This is a genomic window from Deinococcus roseus, from assembly GCF_014646895.1.
Classification (GTDB): Bacteria; Deinococcota; Deinococci; order Deinococcales; family Deinococcaceae; genus Deinococcus_C; species Deinococcus_C roseus.
Genome location: NZ_BMOD01000024.1, coordinates 1 through 18,107 on the forward strand (window position 1 = coordinate 1; position 18,107 = coordinate 18,107).

Genomic DNA, 18,107 nt, shown 5'->3' on the forward strand with positions numbered 1-18,107 from the left:
TTACCGACTCGAGGGGGCATGACAGGTCCATTCTCCCACCTGGGAGCCTGGCCTAACACACAATCATCTCAACGAACGACCCGGATCAATATTCGCCGTTTTACACCAAGGTGATTGCCAGCAATGAACGGGACGCTTTGCACATCCTGGATGGTCTGCTGTACCACCAGAGTGACTTGCGGATCACCGAGCACACCACCGACACCCATGGTTTTACCGAGGCGGTGTTTGCCCTGCTGAACCTGCTGGGCTTCCGGTTCACCCCGAGGATCCGGGATCTGAAGCACCTGAAGATCTTTGTTCCGGACCGCCGCAAGAAATACCCCACATTGGGCTCAGTGGTCGGAGGTGGGTATGACCGTGCATTGGTCGCCCGACACTGGGAGGACATCCTGCGTCTGGTGACCAGCATCAAAAGTGGGCATGTGACGGCCTCAGTGATCCTGCGCAAATTGTCTTCCTTCCGCCGCAGGAACAGCTTGCTGGCGGCCCTATTGGTAGATGCATTATTTGTCAGACCATGTGCCTGACCTGTTAAAAGCCTGCAAGTCCATCCGCCTGACCTGCTGCCAGGCCAGACGGAGTCTGTCTTTCAGTTCCTGCAAAGATCTGGACAGCTTGTTGCCCAGCCGATTGCTTTTCACCCATGCCCAAATCCACTCAATCGGGTTGAGTTCCGGTGCGTAAGGTGGCAAAAACCGCAGGGAAAGTGGGTCGGTAGATTTTAGGACCTCCTGTACTGCTTTACCTTTATGGATGCCAGCATTGTCCAGCACAACAATCAGCTTTCCAGGAACCTGTTTCAGCAGGTGTCTAAGAAACTGAGCAATCTTTTCACCCTTGCAGGCACCCTGCACCGTGTGTTGATAGAACTTTCCACTGCTGGTCAGGCCACCGACCACAGAGAGTTTTTCCCAGTTGGTGCAAGCAGGAATCAAAGGCGTTTTCCCACGGGTGGCCCAGGTTTTGCGGGTGGTGGTTTTCATGCTGAAACCAGCTTCATCCAGAAAGACCAGGGTTGTTCCAGACTGGATTTCCTTTTTGATTTCTGGAATGGTCTCTGCGATCCATTGTTGAATCTGACTCTGATTGCGTTCGATAGCCCGTTTTTCGGGTTTCTGGTGGGAGAAGCCCAGCCTCCGCAGCACCCGGCTCACATGGTCCGGATGGTACCACACCCCAAAACGCAGGCCAATCCAGTCTCTGACCCTGGGACCCGTCCAGGTAGCATCTGAAAAACCGTGTTTGACGGGATTGTCCTGTAAGCACCCTCCCAGCTCTGTTTCTTGCTCTTTTGACAGGCGACGAGGCCGTCCCGATGCTTTTCTGGATTTCAGACCCTCAATACCTGCGTGGTTGAGCTGCTTTCTCCACAGGTAGAACGTGGATTTGCTGATTTTGAAGTGTTGGCAGACCATCTGGCAAGGTTGTGGGTGCTGCTGGAGATATGCAGCGAAGGCCAGACGCCTCTCTTCCAATTGAGACCGTGTCAGACGGGAAGGGTGCCAGGTCATGGCAGACATTTTCAGTTTTCAGGACGCAGAAAACAGTAAGCTGATACGAGGTGAGCATGTTGATCAAAACTCAGAAGTTTGACTTGCTCTGGACCCATCTCCTACAGCAAAAAAGTCATTTCGATGATGGCTTTGAGTTTGAGGGAGAGGCTGACGGGCATCCCCTAGTGGAAATCCGTTTTCAGGGCATGTTGATCTGGGTGGACTTTCGGGAGGTCAGTCCCTCCGTTCGCTTTTGGGGCATCGGCTTTGAGGACGTAGAGGTTTACCAGCAAAAAGAAGCTGAATTTGAATACGGGTTCAATGATGGCTATCAGGAGTGTTTTGGGGACGATCAGGAGTTTTTTGCCTTCTTGGACGGCTTGCTCAGCCAGATTTCTGAGGGAACAAAGCTCTGGATGCCTCCCCAGTAGACCTGCTTGTTCCATAGATTTTTGTCATTACCAATAATGTAAGGGTTGAGTTCACTGTCGGGTGCACCAACCTGAGCTTCCTGCACTTCCCACCAGGTTTGGCTTCAACTCTGGTGTGGGCAAGGTGGCTTCAGTCAGCACGACGCTACCCGAGGAATTCAGTTTAGCGTTATCTGCAACGTTGCTGGCACCCAACACATTGAGGTTCACATCGACAAGAGAAATGGGAGGACCAAATTCGCTGGGATCAATAAACCCTCCTCAAAAGAACCCCCACAGCACAGCGGTTTTCTGTCCACCCAGGTTTTTAACAGAAAAATGGGAAAACTGTAATGCCCCATGTTCTAAAACAGAAGCAGAATCCTGCAGGGACGTGGGGGCAACGATGACATTTCTTCATGAACGGGTGGCGGTGCTGGCAGACCACCTCTACAGCTATCAGATTTCTGTGCTGAAGGGCATTCTGACCCGGTTCAGTGCCATGGGCACCTCTGCCCAGGTGTATCTGGGTCGGGAGATTTCTCCGCACCTGCACGCCAACCAGCTGTACGACCTGATCGATCAGGAACAGCACCAGGGGCGGGTGCTGCTGCTGCATGCCCTCAGCAGCCACCTGGGACAGCAGGACTGGCAGGATTTTCTGGCCCGGAAACCCCTGCCCACCGTCAGTGTCACCACCCGCATTGCAGATGTACCCACCGTCACGGTGAACAACCCGGTGGGGATCCACAACATGATGGATCACCTGATTGAGACGCGGGGATACCAGCGGTTTGTGTTTCTGCGGGGCTGGCCCACCAACCAGGAGGCCATTGAAAGAGAACAGGCCTTCCGGGAAAGCCTGGAACGGCACCACCTTGACCCGGCAAATGCCCTGTTTGTGGATGGGGATTTTTCTGCCGTCAAGGCCCTGCTGGAGATGCGCAAACTCCTGCACCTCAGACAGGACTTTGAGTGTGTGGTGTGCGCCAACGATGAAATGGCCCTGTCTGCCGTGCTGGCTTTGCGGGAACACCACCTGCGGGTTCCGGGGGATGTGGCGGTGGTGGGGTTTGATGACACCCCCTCGGCGGTGCTGGCGGTGCCTCCCCTCACCACGGTCCGGCAACCCTGGTTTGAGCAGGGCATGCAGGCCGCAGAACTCCTGCATGCCCTGATTCAGGGGGAAAGTGTTCCAGCAGAACTGGATTTGCCCACGGAATTGCGGGTGCGCCAGTCCTGCGGCACCCCGGCCCAGATGCCCCAGGAGGAAAATCCCCTGTACAAACAGCTGGAAATCCTGTTTCTGGCTGCAGCAGCGGATGCTGAGCAACTGGGGGCCTTCCTGAAAATCTGGGAGGGGGTGCTGCCCATCCAGTTGCAGGACCAGTTGAAACTGCAAGCCTGGAGGAACTGGCTGGAAGGGGTGTACCGGCGCGTCCAGTCCGGTGCCTGCCCACTGCCGCATCTGGAACAGGTGTATGGGCAGGCCCAGCGGATGCTGCTGGACGCCCTGAGCATTGCCCTGTCCAGTGCCAGCCTGCAGCACACCCTGGGGGCCCGCCATGCTGCACACCTCAATGTGGTGGCGCAGCCTTCCATGATTGAGCTGATGCTCAATGTGCGCACCTACCTGGAAGAACTGGGCATTCAGGGGGGCAGGATCGTGCTTTACGAGCGGTCTGGCCCGGAGATTCCTTTGCTGGGCAGGCTGGTTCTGATGCAGGAACAGGACCTGGAAGACCAGGGGCTTTTCCCGGTGAAACAGTTGCTTCCTGACTTTTTGCAGCATGAACTGGACCACGGGCACCGTCTGGTGTTCCCGCTGGTGGTGGGAGACCAGCACTACGGGCTCTTCATCTGCCGCATCCATGAAGACACCTTGCAGGATGAAACCCCCCTGCAGAGCATTGCCCACGCCGTGCATCTGGTGGCGAGGGTGGAAGAGCAGAAACGCAGCGTGCAGGAGCTGGAACTGCAGGTGGAGGCCCGCACCAGGCAGCTCCGGCAGGAAATCTCAGAAAGGCTGGGGGCAGAAGAGCAACTGAAGGCCGCCCACGCCGCCCTGCAGGTCTCTTCCCAGCTCGATGGCCTGACCGGACTGTTCAACCGGGCCGTGCTGGACGATCTGTTGCAGCGCGTTCTGATGGAGCACCAGATCACCCATCAGCCTGTCTCCCTGTTGATGCTGGATGTGGACCATTTCAAGCAGTACAACGATTGCTACGGGCACCGCCAGGGGGATGTGTGCCTGAAGCAGGTGGCTCAGGGTCTGCGCAGCACCGTGCGGGACAGCCGGGACATTGTGGCCCGGTATGGCGGGGAAGAATTTGCGGTGGTGCTGCCTGGCACCGGACAGGATGGTGCAGAGCGGGCAGCAAAACGCATCCTGCAGGCCATTGAGCAGCTGGGGTTGCCCCATGAAAAATCCCTGGTGGCCAGCCACGTGACCGTCAGCATTGGCATCCACACCCTGCAGGACAGCCCACTGGGTGTGGATGAATGGGTGGAAGGTGCAGATCAGGCCCTTTACCGTGCCAAGCACAGCGGTCGCAATGGGTATCAGGTGTTCAAAGCAGAAGGCTGATTGTGCGGCATTGAGGGGGCCGTTTTCCAGCTCCAGGCCAGCACCAGAATGGCCAGCGTGGTCATGATCTCTATGCTGGCAAAGAAAACATAATAGGCTTTGGGTCCCACAAAGAGTGAACCTGCCACAGCAAGGGTGTGAATCAGGGCGGCACCCACGTTGAGCCAGCGGTTCCAGGGACCTGCAGGAACGAGTCGGGACACCGGAACCATCACAATGGCAATTTCCATCAGAACCCCTGACAGAAACAGAAAGCCCGGCGTAACGGTGATGCCGTTGATGGTTCCAGAGAGGTACTGTTTGAGCAGGGGGCCATCCATCAGGCCCAGCACATCGGCATAAAGGTAGTTCAGAATGGCGAAAATCCACAGGGTGGACAGCACGGTTTGCCGTTCAATGGGTTTCATATGGGTTTCTCCTGGGTGGGATCAATGCTGGGCTGAGACAGTCAGGTGTCTTAGTGCAATAGTACACCATCAAAACGATACACACAAGGGCAAGTTCACCCTCTCCATGGTCTACACACATTCTTAACACCCTGAACACAGGCGCTTAACGGGATGCCAGCACACTCAATCTCGGAGGTAAACCTGTGCGCTTTGCCCGACCCATCCCCTTGCTGCTCACCCTTGGACTCATGCAGGCCCACGCTGCACCCTTCTCACTGGGTGAAGCCCTGAAGCAGCTGCCCACCACAGCAGTGTGGCAGAATCTGAACCTTGCCGCAGAAAAAGCCCATCAGAACCTGAAAGCAGCCCAGGCCGCCACCCAGTGGACTGTCAACGCTTCAGGAAATTACAGCCTGAACACCAGTGATTTTTCCAGCCTGAACCAGAGCGGCTCGGTGGGCGTCAGCGCCTCCGCAGCCGTGCTGCCCTGGGCCAGCGCTTTTCAGACCATCAGCACCAGCGAACAGAACCTGACACAAACTTTGCTGGAGGTGCAAACCCAGCAGAACACCCTGCTGATGAAAGCCACCCAGGGGTATTTCACGCTGGCCCTGAACCAGCTGAAAATCGAAGTGGCCCGCAAGAACCAGATTCTGCTGGAGGCACAACTGGCCGTCAGTGAGCAGCAGCGTACTCAGGGGACCACCAGTGCAGAATCCCTGCTGCAGGCCCGGCAAAAAGCTTTGGAGGCCAGAGCCGCCGTGCTCACCGCAGAAAGCAACCTCAATCTGGCCCGCGAAGAACTGCTGACCAGCACCGGAATGGCTTTCCCAGACGGGGAATACAGCACAGACACCACCCTGAATGTTCAGACCCACAGCCTGCAACAATGGCAAACCCTGGCCCTGCAAAACCGCAACGACCTGCAAAAAGCCGCGCTGGCCGTCACCCAGGCCCAGCAAAACCTGCAACAGGCCCAGCAAAACAAAAAACTGCCCGATGTCACCCTGAACACCACCGCCAGTTACAGCGACCTGAGCGTGGGTGCTGGCCTCAACCTGAAAACCGGAGTCGGAAGCCTGCAAAGCAGTTACAGCTTCGGGTCAAACAGCAGCGGAGGGGTGAAGTTCTCCCTTTCGGCCAGCATTCCGCTGCTGGACCCGGCCAGTGAGGCGAGTCTGGGCACCCTGGCCCTGAACGTCAAATCTGCCCAGAATGCGCTGGACACCGCCATCAACAACGCCACCCTGGAGATCAAACAGCGCTACGCCCAGCTGGAAAACACCACAGCACAGGTGCAGAACAACCAGATGGCCCTTTCCCTTGCGGAAGAACACCTGAAAGGGGTGCAGGCACGGGTCAAAGCAGGCCTGAGCACCGCCCTGGATGAACAATCTGCCCAGCTTTCTCTGGACAATGCCCGGCTCAACCTCAAAACCAGCCAATCCAGCCTGACCAGCGCCCAGCTTGAATTGCTCATCAGCGCAGGCCAGACCCTTGAAGGAGTGACCCCATGAAAAATGCCACCGTTGTTGTTGTGTCCCTTGCCCTGGGAGCCGGTTTCGCCCAGGCCGCCCCCACCCTGAATTACAGCGACGTGCTGAAACTGGCCCTGGAGAAGGGCAGCGATCTGGCCAGCCAGAAAAGCACCCTGGACACCGCTAAAGCCAATCTGGTGGCCCTGACTGCCGATTCCAGCACCCTGATCACCCCCCTCACCCAGGCGCAGCAGAGCGTGCAACTGGAAAACCTGCGCCTGAGTTTCGTGAAACTGCAGGTCGTACAGAACGTGCTTTCTGCTTACCTGGGTGTGCTGGAAGCCCAGGAGAACCTCAATGTCCTGAAGGCCCAGGTGGACCTGAATCAGATGTCTCTGGATGTGGCGAAGGCCAAACTGGCCACCAAAAACGCCACGCAGCTGGACGTGAGCAAAGCCCAGAACACCCTGAATTCCAGCCAGCAGGACCTCAAAAACGCCCAGGCCAGCTTTCCTGTGCTGCAGGAGAAACTGAACGCCTACACTGCGGGCAGCCTGCCCGACAGTTACATCGTCAGTCAGCCAAAATTTGACCTGAAGCTGCAAAAGCTGGATGAGCTGCTGAAAGGCAGCACTGAGAATTTGCCCACCCTGCTGCAGGCCATGCAGTCCGTGGCCCTGAACACCATGACCGTGCAGTTCTCGGACAACGATTACACCCCAAAAAACACCCTGGACAGTGCAAAAGCCAGCCTGGAAAATGCCCAGCGCAACCTCAGCACCCTGAAAACCAGCAGCACCACCTCGATCAAAGATGCGTTTCAGAGCCTGAACAACGCCCTGGAGAAAAGCAAAGCCGCCAGTGAAGATTTGAAAACCAGTCAGGCCACACTGGCCCAGGATCAGGTCAAGTACAAGAACGGCCAGATCTCACGGTACAGCCTCAAGCAAACCGAAACCAGCGTGCTGAGCAGTGAACAATCTGTGTTGCAGGCCCAGGACAGCTACCTGAAAGCTGTGGCCAGTCTGGCTGTGGCTTCCGGCACCGATGCCCTGAACGTGATTGGGGGCGTGGAATGAACAGAAAGATGCGCGGACTGCTGACTGCAGGCACCGTGCTGCTGGTTCTTGGGGGCGGAGGTGGGTATCACTGGTACAGGACCAGCAAGGCCCAGCAAAGCACCCAGACGGCCACCACCGTGCAAACCGCAGAAGTCAGCAGCGAACAGTTCAAAATCACCGTGGATGGTTCAGGCTCCCTTGCTGCAGTGCAGAGCTTTGCTGTGAAATCCGAAGTCTCAGGAATCCTGACCTTCAAGAAGCAGGTGGGGGACCGGGTGAAAAAAGGTGAGCTGGTCGCAGAAATCTCTGCCGACACCTACCAGCGGGGTTTAACCGATGCCCAGATTTCCCTGCAGAAAGCAGAGTTGCAACTGGCCTCCACCCGGACCAGCTTGCAAAGCAGCCTTTCCAGCCAGCAAAGTGCCATGGATTCTGCCGGGCTCAGCTACACCGGTGCCCAGAACGATTACAACACGGCTTTAACCACCCTGAATGCCAACCAGAAGATCTACAACGCGGGCGGCATCAGTGCCCAGGCCTTGCAGGACTCTAAAAACAGCCTGATCAAAGCAGAAAGCAACCTGACCACAGCCAGACTGAACCTGGAGAGCGCCCGAGCAAGCATCTCCACCAAAAACACCACCGGAGCCCAGGACCTCAAAGCTGCACAACTTGCCGTGCAGCAAGCTGAAATCACTGTAAAGACGGCAAAAGACAATCTGGCCCTCACCCGAATCTACGCGCCCATCTCCGGGGTGGTCAGCAGCCTGGATTCCAGCACGGGCAGCACCGTGGGAAACAGCTCTGGCATTTTAACCCTGCAGGACGACAGCAAAATCAAAATCCCGGTGCAGGTGGATGAAACCGAGATCAGCAAGGTCAAAACCAGCCAGAAGGTGGAAATCACACTGGACGCTGTACCAGACCAGACTTTTGAGGGAACCGTCACCCAGGTGGACCCCTCTGCCACCATCTCCAGCAACATTGCGGTCTACAACGCCTACGTGCTGATTGAGAACCAGGGGGGCCTGCTGAAACCGGGCATGAGTGCCGAGGCCAGCATCGTGATTCTGGATTTGCCTGTCGCGACCGTGGTGAGCAGCAAAGCCATCCAGCAGGTGCGGGAACGCTCTTATGTGGAGGTGCAGAAAGAGGACGGCAGCAAGGAAATGGTGCGGGTGCGCACTGGAGCAGAGGACGGCACCAACACCGTGATCACCTCTGGTCTGGAACCGGGTCAGAAGGTGATCGTGCCCACCACCGGCACCACCAGCACAGCTTCCAGCAGCACTGCCAATTCTGGCAACACCCAGCGTCAGAACCAGAGTGGGCTGGGCATTGGTGGCTTCGGTGGAGGACCCGGAGGCCCTCCATGAGCCTGCTTTCCCTTCATCCGGTGGTGCAGGTTCAGGGGGCCAGCAAGGTCTACAAAATCGGGGAGGACACTTTTGAAGCGCTCAAAGGGGTGGATGTCACCATAGAAAAAGCCGAAATGGTTTCCCTCATTGGACCCTCTGGCAGCGGAAAAACCACCCTCATGCAGATCATCGGCCTCTTAGACCGTCCCTCCAGTGGTCAGTACTTCCTGAACGGTCAGGATGTCACCCAATTGAGCGAGAACCAGCGAAGCGACTTCAGGAACCAGCACATCGGTTTTGTCTTTCAGTCTTTCTTCTTGCTCTCCAGAATGAACGTGCTGGAAAACGTCGAGGTCCCCCTGACTTATGCAGGATATGGAACACGGGAACGCAGAGAGGTTGCCATGGGCCTGCTGGAAAAAGTCGGACTGGCCGACAAATGGAGAAACCTCCCTTCTCAGCTTTCCGGAGGCCAGAAGCAGAGGGTGGCGATTGCCAGGGCGTTAACCACCAACCCGAGTTTGCTGCTGGCCGATGAACCGACCGGAGCGCTGGACACCCGAACGGGGGAAGAGGTGATGAACCTGTTCGAGTCGCTGAATCAGGAAGGGGTGACGGTGATCATCGTGACCCATGAAATGGAAGTCGCTGCCCGAACCCGACGCATCATCCGCATCCGGGACGGCAACATCGAGGGGGTGACCGCATGAGCACCACCCTGCAAAAGAGTCCCACAAAGGAGAAACCCGCCAGACGAAGCATCGGGCCGGGGGTGATTTTTCGGATTGCCTGGAAAGCCATCATCGGGAACCCCCTCAGGTCTGCCCTGACCGTGCTGGGCATGGTGATTGGTGTGGCTGCCGTGGTCGCCCTGGTGGAGATTGGGCAGGGATCCACCAGCAACATCACCAAATCTTTAGAGAGCCTCGGAACCAACCTGCTCACCGTGCAGACCAACATGGGCGGCAGGGGCGGACCTGCTGCAGGAGGGCTGGTGCGCGGAGGAGACAACCAGACCATCACCATGAAAGACCTGGAGGCCATCCAGAGCGAACTCTCGGATCAGGTGGCAGGCATTGCCCCCACCAGTTCCGGGCGTTATCAGGTCAAGTCCGGCAAGAACAACCAGAACGTCTCGGTGATGGGCACCACCGCCGATTACGCAGCGGTGCGCAACTCCGCTGTGGAAAAAGGCGCCTTCATCACAAACGCAGACCAGGAAGGCAAAAAGCGCGTGGTGGTGCTGGGGTATCAGGTGGCCCAGGACCTCTTTGATACGGCAGACCCGCTGGGCCAGAAGATCAAACTGGGCGGGATTTCTTTCACGGTGGTGGGTGTGCTGCCGGACAAGGGAAACGCGGGCTTCAACAATGTGAACTCCTCGGTGATCATTCCGCTGAGCACCTACCTGAGAAGGTTGTCGAGGTCCAGCACCTCCAACCCCAAGGTGTCCAACATCTACATCCAGGGCAAAGACAAGGACAGCCTGACCGACCTGCAAACCGAAATCACCAGCATTCTGGCCCGCACCCATGAGCAGACCGATTCCAGCACCTACGACTTTCAGGTGCAGAATCAGGCAGATGCCCTGGCAAGTGTGAATCAGGTGTCCCAGACGTTGACGCTGTTTCTGGGCGGGGTCGCAGGAATCAGCTTGCTGGTGGGCGGCATCGGCATCATGAACATCATGCTGGTCTCGGTCACCGAACGCACCCGTGAAATCGGCATCAGGAAAGCCCTGGGGGCCAAACCCAGAGACATCCTCACCCAGTTTCTCACCGAGTCCGTGGTCCTCTCCGTTGGAGGAGGGCTGCTGGGCATCGGACTGGGACTCACCCTGGCAAGCGTGGTCGGGAAACTGCTGGGCATCACCCCGGTCACTTCGGTGTCCAGCATGCTGCTGGCCTTCACTTTTTCGGTGGTGGTGGGGGTGTTCTTCGGTTATTACCCTGCCACCCGCGCTGCAAAACTCGACCCCGTAGACTCGCTGCGTTATGAATAAAGCGGTTGCGAGTGAGAAAGGAAACACCATGAAAAGCAAAAACACCCTCAGAGCCGTTACGCTGCTGGTCCTCAGCCTCTCCCCCGCCCTCGCCCAGCAAGCCCAGACCGGAAACCAGACCCAGGGCCAGAACAGCCAGATGCGTGCAGAGATGGACAAGATCCGCCCCATTCTGGACCTTTCCCGTGAAATCCGGCAACTGGGCAACCTGCACAAGCAGAAAGGACTGGCGATCAGCAAAGCGCAGGCTGCCAAACTCATCCCCATCCTGAAAGACCTGCAAACCCGCAAGTCCCTGACTGCAACCCAGGCAGACAGCATCCTGGTGAAAATTGAGGACACCATCCTGAGTGACAAGCAGCTCACCTGGCTGGACAGCCAGGGTTTCGGACCTGGCGGGCAGAACGGACAGGCAGGTTCCAATGGGCAGAACGTGCAGAACCGTCCCAATGGACAGAATGACACCCCTCCCAGTGGCCAGCAGGGCACCCCTCCTCAGGGTGGTCCCAATGGAACACCCCTTCAGGGTGGACCCAGAGGCAACATGAGCGCAATCACGAAAGCCGCCAACGCTTTCACGGTGGATCCGTTCAAGACCGAACTGAAAACGGTGCTGACTTTGCTGCAGGGCATCAAATAAAGCCACACAAAAAGAAAAGAAGGCAGGGATTCCCTGCCTTCTTTTCTCTGGATGCTCACAGGTCAGTTCACAGGGTCAGCAAAGGGTCTGCCACCCTTTGCATGGTCTGGTAACCGGAGGCTTATGTGCCAAATTCACCCCATCAGAGCCGCTGCAAATACGCTTCAAGCTGGTCCAGGGTCCCGCCCATGCCCTGCCTGAGGTTCTGCATGAAGCCAATGTACAGCTGGGTTTCTTCGGGGGTGGCGTGGATGGGGCCGCCCTGCAGGGTCAGGATGGTTTTGCCGTCCTGTTCTTCAAAAGTCAGGATGTTGAGGAGTTCGAGCGGCCAGTTGGGATTGAAAGGGGCACGGATGGCATGGCCGTTTTCATCACAGAAGGCACTGGTGTAAACCAGTCTTTCTGGAGCCTGAATGTCCTGGTACTGGAAGCGTCCGTAGCTTTTCTGGCCATCCCTTTCCATGCTGTAGAGGAACAGGCCCTGTTCCTGCAAATCCAGGCGTTCCACCTGAAGGTTCATTCCGGCAGGCCCCCACCACTGGGCCAGGTGCTCGGGCTGGGTGAACACCTCAAACAGCAGGGTTCTGGGGGCATCAAAGGTGCGTTGCAGAAAGAAAGGATGCTGGCTGGATTCACTGGTCAGGTTCTGTGGGGTTTGCTGCATGGTTTTGCTCCTTTTGCTTCAAATGCCTGAGGTAATCATCCAGACGGTCAAAATTTTCTTCCCAGAATTTTTTGTACTGGGAAATCCAGTCCGAGACTTCTTTCAGTTTTTCGGTTTCCAGTTTGCAGGGCCGCCACTGGGCTTCTCTGCTTCTGGAAATCAGGCCTGCATGTTCCAGCACTTTCAGGTGTCTGGAAATGGCAGGAAGCGAGATGTCGAAGGGTTCTGCGAGCTCGTTCACAGTGGCTTCCCCTTCGGCCAGACGCATCAGGATGGCCCGACGCACCGGGTCAGAGAGGGCGGCCAGGGTGGTGCTGAGGGGATCCTGCTCCGTCATGTTATTTAACACTCCTGTTAATTAACTTATATGTAAAATATACGGTGTTTTGAAGATGATGTCAAGAGCAGAACGAAACGCCCAGCATCCCGGTCTTCACGCAAAGCCAGCGTCAAGGGCAGTGTGGCTGCACAGGGAACCATACCTCTGGCTTCAAAGCCCTGCTTTCTTCAGGGCTGGCTTTTTTCGCTTTGCACCACAGAAAATCATCAACTTGAAAAAGCTTGAAAAAGCTTGAAAAAGACCGCCAGCCAGAGCTTTGCGGTCCTCCCCCTCAAAAACAAAAATCCAGTGTTTCATCCAATCCAGTGTTTCATCCAATCCAGTGTTTCATTGCAGGTTGTGCAGGAGCTTTGCCGGGTGCCTTGATGGGCACTTTCATGGGCCCTGGTGCTTTTTGCAGGATTCGGGTGCCAGTGATGCCATGAGCAAGCAGCAGAACCGCTCCGCCAATCAGAAGTCCAAAAATCAGGCCAATCAAGAGTGAAATCAAAAACAGCATTCAGCATCACCTCCCGGGGAAGCTTTCCCCATGCCCTTCCTGATCTGATGCTAAAAGAGCGTGCTGAAATGCGTCTGAGACGCACTGAGGTCAAAGTGAAGAAAGCTGATCGTAACCTGACAGCCTGTCTGAATGCCGTCAGGCACGCAAGTTGAACTGAAGTCGTGCTGAAACCAGCGCAGGTCCGTTGTGACCTCTTCACCACGCAAGGGTTGCCAGCTGTCACCTGAATCAGGGGTCGGGTCTGGACTTCATCTCTCCAGGGCAGCTGACCCATCATTGGACCCTCGATTTTTTCAGAAAATGGACCTGTTGGAGCAACCACTTTGAGGCCATACTGGTCCCATGTACCGCCCCCCTTACTTCAAACAGGACGACCCGACAGAACTTCACCGTTTCATGCAGGCCCACAGCTTCTCCACACTGGTCAGCCAGCAGCCTTTCATGGCCACCCACCTGCCCCTGCTGATCGAAGAAGGCCGCATCTCCGGCCATGTGGCCAGAGCAAACCAGCACAGCAAACTCGATGGACAGGAGGTGCTGGTGATGTTCCAGGGGCCCCATGCTTACGTTTCTGCAGGATGGTACCAGCAGACCGGAGAGGTTCCCACCTGGAATTACACCGCCGTGCATGCTTATGGCACTTTCCACCCGGTGACCGATCCGCAGCGCGTGTCCGGGCACCTGCGTCAGCTGGTCACCCACCACGAGCAACACCAGCCCACCCCCTGGGAACTGGACCTCAGCGAGGAGGCCCTGCAAAAAATGGCGCGGGCCATTCTGGTGTTTGACATCCACATCACCCGACTGGAAGGGAAATACAAGCTCAGCCAGAACCGCACCCCCCTGGAGCGTGAAAGGGTCGTGGAAGGTTTGCAGAGAAAAGACGGTAAAGTGGCGGACCTTGTCAAAAAGTGGAGCCCCTGAAGTCCAGCATCCAGGAGCACAGATGTGCAAAACGCTGATCTTCAGCGTCCATGGAGAGGGCAACAGACCGAAAAAGCTGTTGTCCTCATTTATTGCTGCTGTGCAGCAGGCCTCTGCAGATCGTGAAACCACAGGGGTTTGCTTTGTGGGAGGGCCAGCCGCCATCTGCTGTCCTCTTAACCCAGAGATCCACAGCCTGCTTCCTGGAAGACCCGGACACGGGAAAGCCGCACATCATCCCTTACGGCATTGCCCTGATGTTCTGACGGCCCAGAACACAAAAATCCCAGACTGTTTGCCTGTCTATCACTGCTGATGGACAGCTTCGCTTGCCAGAAGCCCTGAATTGATCCCAAACACCGTGGCCTGTGTACCTCCAGCAGCCCAAACCCGTAAAATCTGGGAGAACACTTTCCAGATTCAGTTCTCTGGCTTGCAGAGGAAGGGGCACCAAATGAGCAAGGGCGACATCCTGATTGTTGACGACAACCCGCACAACCTGACTTTGCTGGCGGGCATTTTGCGCGAGGCGGGGTACCGGGTGCGTGCCGCCAAAAGCGGGCAGCTGGCCCTGGACCAGGCGGGTTTTGCACGCCCGGACCTGATCATGCTGGACATCATGATGCCCGAGATGGACGGGTATGAAACCTGCCGCCGCCTGAAAGCCACCGAGCATGGCCCCCTGATTCCCGTGATCTTCATCAGTGCCCTCAATGACGTGCTGGACAAGGTCAGGGGCTTTGAGGTGGGTGGGGTGGATTTCGTGACCAAGCCCTTTCAGGCCGAAGAGGTGCTGGCCCGGGTGGATTGCCAGTTGAAAATCTTCCGGTTGCAACGTGAACTGGCTGCATTGAATGCCATTCTGGAGGAAAAAAACCGTGAACTGGAACGGGCAAACGCTGAACTGACCCGCCACGCCACCACCGATGTTTTGACCGGGCTGTTCAACCGCCGCAAATTCATCGAGGCGGCGGAGGAGGAGATCAAGTTCTCCCAGCGGCACGGCACCCCTTTCGCGCTGGTGATGCTGGATGTGGACCACTTCAAGAAGGTCAACGACACCCACGGGCACGACCAGGGAGATGAAGTGCTCAGACATGTGGCGAAACTGCTGCGTTCCAGGGTGCGGACCACCGACATCACGGCACGCTGGGGCGGCGAGGAATTCATGGTGCTGCTCAGGCACACCGACCTGAAAGCCGGAGAGAAAATGGCCGAAAAAATGCGGGAAAGCCTGGCCCTGACTCCAGCCGGCTCGGTGGGGGCCGTGACCGCCAGTTTTGGCGTGACGGCGTTTGAGCCCACAGACACCCTCACCTCGCTCAGTTCGCGGGTGGATGCGCTGCTCTACGAGGCCAAAGCTGCGGGGCGCAACCGGGTGCATGCAGGAGGAATCTCATGATTGACCCGCGCAAGGAGCTTCCCAGCCAGGTGGATCCCAGGTTGCTGCTGCTGGCCATCCAGCAAAGCCAGAACGCCGTGATGATCACCAACCGCAAAGACGAACTGATCTGGGTCAACACCGGATTCACCCTGCTGACCGGCTACACCCTGGAAGAGGTGGAGGGCAAGAGCCCCCCAGACCTGCTGCAGGGCGAGAATTCGGAAAGCATTGTGACGCTGGACATCCAGGACAGCATTGCCAGAGGGCAGACCTTTGAAGGCGAAGTCTACAACTACAAGAAAGACGGCAGTGGGTACTGGGCCCTGATCAGCGTCTCTGCCCTCTATGACGAAAAAGGCGATTTTGACGGTTTTCTGTGCACCCAGACCGACATCACCGAACGCAAGACCATGGAACGGGAGCTGTCCCGTTACGTGCAGGCCATCCACAAGGTGGAGGTTTCGGTGCTGCTCACCGACCACGAAGACCGACTGATCTGGGTGAACGACCACTTCACGGAATCCAACGGTTTCACCCTGGAAGAGGTGCGTGGCAAGCGTCCAGCAGAGGTGCTGCGGGGTCCCAACACCGATCTGGACGCAGCCGTGGCTTTCGACTCCAGCGCTGTGGACCATGAGCCTTTCCGGGGCGAGATCTTCAACTACCGCAAAGACGGCACCGGATACTGGGCGGAAATTTCGGCCACTCCGCTTTTTGGCAACAAGGGGGAATTTCAGGGCTTCATCACCATCAGCAACGATGTCACCGAGCGCAAATACTACGAGGCCGAAATGAAACGGCTGAACGAGGCCCAGATGACCCGTCTGGCCGAAGCGGTCCGGCGCTCCCGGAATGCCGTGCTGGTGACGGATTTTCATGACTGCATCGAATGGGCCAATGAGGGTTTCACCAGCCTGACCGGATACACCCTGGAAGAGGTGCTGGGCCAGCGCCCAGGAGACATCCTCACCCCCACGGGCACCAACGAAAGCCTGTTGCAGGAAATCGGGAACACCATTCAGGCCGGGGGCACCTTTGAGGGGGAAATTTTCCAGCAGCGCAAAAATGGCAGCAATTATTGGGCCTGGATTTCGGTGACCCCCCTGAAAAATGCAGCAGGAGAGGTGCAGGGCTTCATCACCATCCAGACCGACATCACCGACCGCAAAAGCCTGGAAGCAGAACTGGCCCTTGCCGTGGTGCAGGTGGGTCAGGCCCAGGCTGCCATCGAATCCGAGAAGAAAGCCCTGGAGGCCAACAAAGCCAAGAGTGTCTTTCTGGCCAACATGAGCCACGAACTGAGAACCCCCCTGAATGCCGTGCTGGGTTTTGCCCAGGTGATGCAACGCAAACCCGGACGGGACGAGGAGGACCGCCGTCAACTGGACATCATCCAGCGTTCCGGGGAGCACCTGCTGGAACTGATCAACGATGTGCTGTCCATTTCCAAGATCGAGGCGGGCAAGGTCAATCTGGCCGCAGATCCCTTTGACCTGCATTTGCTGCTGCAAACCGTGGAAAGCATGATCCGGGTGCGCTCCGAGGCCCGCAAGATCGAACTGTTCTTTGAAATTGATGCTTCCCTGCCCCGCTTTGTGCGTGGTGATGAGGGGAAGCTGCGTCAGGTGCTGATCAATTTGCTCAGCAACGCCGTGAAATTCACCTCCAATGGGGGCGTGGTGTTGCGGGCCTGGTGGGAGGGCAGCACCGCCCACTTCGAGGTGGAGGACACCGGAGAGGGCATCAAAGAGGAAGAACTCATCACCCTTTTTGAGCCTTTTGTGCAAACCGAGAGTGGACGCAAAAACCGCGAGGGCACAGGGCTTGGCCTTGCGATCAGCAGAACCTTTGTGCGCCTGATGGGCGGAGACATCCGGGTGCGCAGCAGCCATGGGGTCGGAACCACCTTCGAGATGGATGTGAAACTGCCCCTGGCAGAACAGGAAGCCGTGCGCCCGAAAGACGAACGCCACGTGCTGGGACTGGAACATGGGCATCCCCCTGTGCGCCTGCTGGTCGTGGACGACATGTGGGAAAACCGCACCCTGATGTGCGAGTTGCTGCAATCGGTGGGCTTTGAAACCAGAGAAGCCAGCAACGGACAGGAAGCCATTGAAGTGTGGCAGGACTGGCACCCCCACCTGATCTGGATGGACATCCGCATGCCCGTGATGGACGGCTACCAGGCCACCCGCAGCATCCGGGAACTGGAGCAGACGCAGGGGGCAGAGCGCTGCAAGATCATCGCTTTCACGGCCAGTGTGTTCGAGCAGGAGCGCACAGCCATTCTGCAGTCCGGCTGCGATGACATGGTGTTCAAGCCTTTCCGGGAGGAAACCATCTTCCAGACCCTCAGCGACCGCCTGGGGGTGCGTTTCAGGTATGCCGATGCGCCCACTGAACCGCAAAACCAGGACCTGCAACCCGAGGAGATTCTCATTCCAGAACGCTTCACGCGCATTCCCGAAGCGGTGCTGACCCGCCTGGAGCAGGCCCTGCGCATGGGAGACGATCAGGCTGTGCTGGATTTGCTGGACACCCTCTCTGAGACCGATTCACAGCTGTCAAAAGCCATTCAGAACGCTGTTGAGAACTTCGATTTCGATGTGGTGCTCTCAGGGATGGGCAGAAGCTGAAACCCGTCAGAACCTGTTTCAGCTGAATGAAAAACACCCCCTCACAGAACACCGATGAGGGGGTGCAGCATTTCTGAAGTCTATTTCTGAAAGTCGTAGCCCAGTTCGCTGCTGTAACGGGTTTCATTCAGCCCTTTTTCCCCTCACCCAGCACTTCTGCCGTGAAGCCATGTTTTTCGGTGGGCTGCTGGCAATGTGACAGGCCATTTTTTTGTGTTGCCACCCCTGCGGCCGGG

The 18,107-nt window shown here is 57.1% G+C and carries 17 protein-coding genes and 1 pseudogene; 12 read left to right on the plus strand and 6 right to left on the minus strand.

Annotation, left to right across the window (positions count from 1 at the left end; genetic code table 11):
• Positions 1 to 71 precede the first annotated feature (71 nt).
• A pseudogene (locus tag IEY52_RS21150) lies at positions 72 to 494 on the plus strand (Tn3 family transposase); the annotation flags it as partial.
• Between the two features lie 12 nt (positions 495 to 506).
• Here IEY52_RS21150 and IEY52_RS27125 read toward each other — a convergent pair.
• The gene (locus tag IEY52_RS27125) at positions 507 to 1,523 is read right to left on the minus strand and encodes an IS630 family transposase (RefSeq protein WP_373289906.1); all 1,017 of its coding nucleotides are present in this window, start codon (positions 1,521 to 1,523) and stop codon (positions 507 to 509) included.
• Between the two features lie 41 nt (positions 1,524 to 1,564).
• Between IEY52_RS27125 and IEY52_RS21160 the strand changes: the two genes are divergently transcribed.
• Positions 1,565 to 1,927, plus strand: coding sequence for a hypothetical protein (locus IEY52_RS21160; protein WP_189006582.1), 363 nt, complete (start codon positions 1,565 to 1,567; stop codon positions 1,925 to 1,927).
• Positions 1,928 to 2,312: 385 nt separating this feature from the next.
• Entirely contained in the window at positions 2,313 to 4,493 is a 2,181-nt protein-coding gene (locus tag IEY52_RS21165; protein WP_189006597.1) for a substrate-binding and GGDEF domain-containing protein, read from the plus strand.
• On the opposite strand, the gene IEY52_RS21170 is transcribed toward IEY52_RS21165, so the two are convergent.
• Positions 4,469 to 4,900 carry a DUF6326 family protein gene (locus IEY52_RS21170; RefSeq protein WP_189006599.1) on the minus strand — a complete coding sequence of 144 codons (432 nt, stop codon included), beginning with the start codon at positions 4,898 to 4,900 and terminating at the stop codon, positions 4,469 to 4,471. The two genes, IEY52_RS21165 and IEY52_RS21170, sit on opposite strands and share 25 nt — an antisense overlap.
• 185 nt (positions 4,901 to 5,085) lie before the next feature.
• Here IEY52_RS21170 and IEY52_RS21175 point away from each other — a divergent pair, with 185 nt between their 5' ends.
• From IEY52_RS21175 to IEY52_RS21200, 6 genes are read left to right on the plus strand one after another with little or no spacing between them, the layout of a single operon-like run.
• A complete protein-coding gene (locus IEY52_RS21175; protein ID WP_189006601.1) occupies positions 5,086 to 6,399 on the plus strand; it encodes a TolC family protein in 1,314 nt (437 codons plus the stop codon).
• Positions 6,396 to 7,439: a TolC family protein gene (locus tag IEY52_RS21180; protein WP_189006603.1), complete on the plus strand. Its 1,044-nt coding sequence runs from the start codon at positions 6,396 to 6,398 to the stop codon at positions 7,437 to 7,439. Before IEY52_RS21175 ends, IEY52_RS21180 begins: the two co-directional genes overlap by 4 nt.
• Positions 7,436 to 8,797: an efflux RND transporter periplasmic adaptor subunit gene (locus tag IEY52_RS21185; RefSeq protein ID WP_189006605.1), complete on the plus strand. Its 1,362-nt coding sequence runs from the start codon at positions 7,436 to 7,438 to the stop codon at positions 8,795 to 8,797. Before IEY52_RS21180 ends, IEY52_RS21185 begins: the two co-directional genes overlap by 4 nt.
• A complete protein-coding gene (locus IEY52_RS21190; protein WP_308425023.1) occupies positions 8,794 to 9,489 on the plus strand; it encodes an ABC transporter ATP-binding protein in 696 nt (231 codons plus the stop codon). The genes IEY52_RS21185 and IEY52_RS21190 overlap by 4 nt, the downstream gene beginning before the upstream one ends.
• On the plus strand, positions 9,486 to 10,781 hold the full coding sequence (locus IEY52_RS21195) for an ABC transporter permease (protein WP_189006607.1): 1,296 nt from the start codon (positions 9,486 to 9,488) through the stop codon (positions 10,779 to 10,781). The genes IEY52_RS21190 and IEY52_RS21195 overlap by 4 nt, the downstream gene beginning before the upstream one ends.
• A 28-nt stretch (positions 10,782 to 10,809) precedes the next feature.
• Positions 10,810 to 11,421 carry a hypothetical protein gene (locus IEY52_RS21200; protein WP_189006609.1) on the plus strand — a complete coding sequence of 204 codons (612 nt, stop codon included), beginning with the start codon at positions 10,810 to 10,812 and terminating at the stop codon, positions 11,419 to 11,421.
• 142 nt (positions 11,422 to 11,563) lie between these two features.
• Here the strand turns inward: IEY52_RS21200 and IEY52_RS21205 are convergent, their stop codons facing one another.
• The 4 genes from IEY52_RS21205 to IEY52_RS21220 all read right to left on the minus strand — a co-directional run bounded on the left by IEY52_RS21205 (position 11,564) and on the right by IEY52_RS21220 (position 12,924).
• Positions 11,564 to 12,085 carry an SRPBCC family protein gene (locus tag IEY52_RS21205; RefSeq protein WP_189006612.1) on the minus strand — a complete coding sequence of 174 codons (522 nt, stop codon included), beginning with the start codon at positions 12,083 to 12,085 and terminating at the stop codon, positions 11,564 to 11,566.
• Positions 12,054 to 12,422 carry an ArsR/SmtB family transcription factor gene (locus IEY52_RS21210; protein ID WP_189006615.1) on the minus strand — a complete coding sequence of 123 codons (369 nt, stop codon included), beginning with the start codon at positions 12,420 to 12,422 and terminating at the stop codon, positions 12,054 to 12,056. The genes IEY52_RS21205 and IEY52_RS21210 overlap by 32 nt, the downstream gene beginning before the upstream one ends.
• 153 nt (positions 12,423 to 12,575) lie before the next feature.
• Positions 12,576 to 12,722, minus strand: coding sequence for a hypothetical protein (locus IEY52_RS21215; protein WP_189006618.1), 147 nt, complete (start codon positions 12,720 to 12,722; stop codon positions 12,576 to 12,578).
• A gap of 13 nt (positions 12,723 to 12,735) precedes the next feature.
• Positions 12,736 to 12,924 carry a hypothetical protein gene (locus tag IEY52_RS21220; RefSeq protein WP_189006621.1) on the minus strand — a complete coding sequence of 63 codons (189 nt, stop codon included), beginning with the start codon at positions 12,922 to 12,924 and terminating at the stop codon, positions 12,736 to 12,738.
• A 345-nt stretch (positions 12,925 to 13,269) separates the two neighbouring features.
• Between IEY52_RS21220 and IEY52_RS21225 the strand changes: the two genes are divergently transcribed.
• From IEY52_RS21225 to IEY52_RS21235, 3 genes are all read left to right on the plus strand, one after another.
• The gene (locus IEY52_RS21225) at positions 13,270 to 13,851 is read left to right on the plus strand and encodes an FMN-binding negative transcriptional regulator (RefSeq protein WP_189006623.1); all 582 of its coding nucleotides are present in this window, start codon (positions 13,270 to 13,272) and stop codon (positions 13,849 to 13,851) included.
• Positions 13,852 to 14,305: 454 nt separating this feature from the next.
• Positions 14,306 to 15,253 (plus strand): diguanylate cyclase, encoded by a 948-nt coding sequence (locus IEY52_RS21230; RefSeq protein WP_189006634.1) that lies wholly within the window; start codon positions 14,306 to 14,308, stop codon positions 15,251 to 15,253.
• Positions 15,250 to 17,871 (plus strand): PAS domain-containing hybrid sensor histidine kinase/response regulator, encoded by a 2,622-nt coding sequence (locus IEY52_RS21235; RefSeq protein ID WP_189006636.1) that lies wholly within the window; start codon positions 15,250 to 15,252, stop codon positions 17,869 to 17,871. Before IEY52_RS21230 ends, IEY52_RS21235 begins: the two co-directional genes overlap by 4 nt.
• The last annotated feature ends 236 nt before the right edge of the window (positions 17,872 to 18,107 follow it).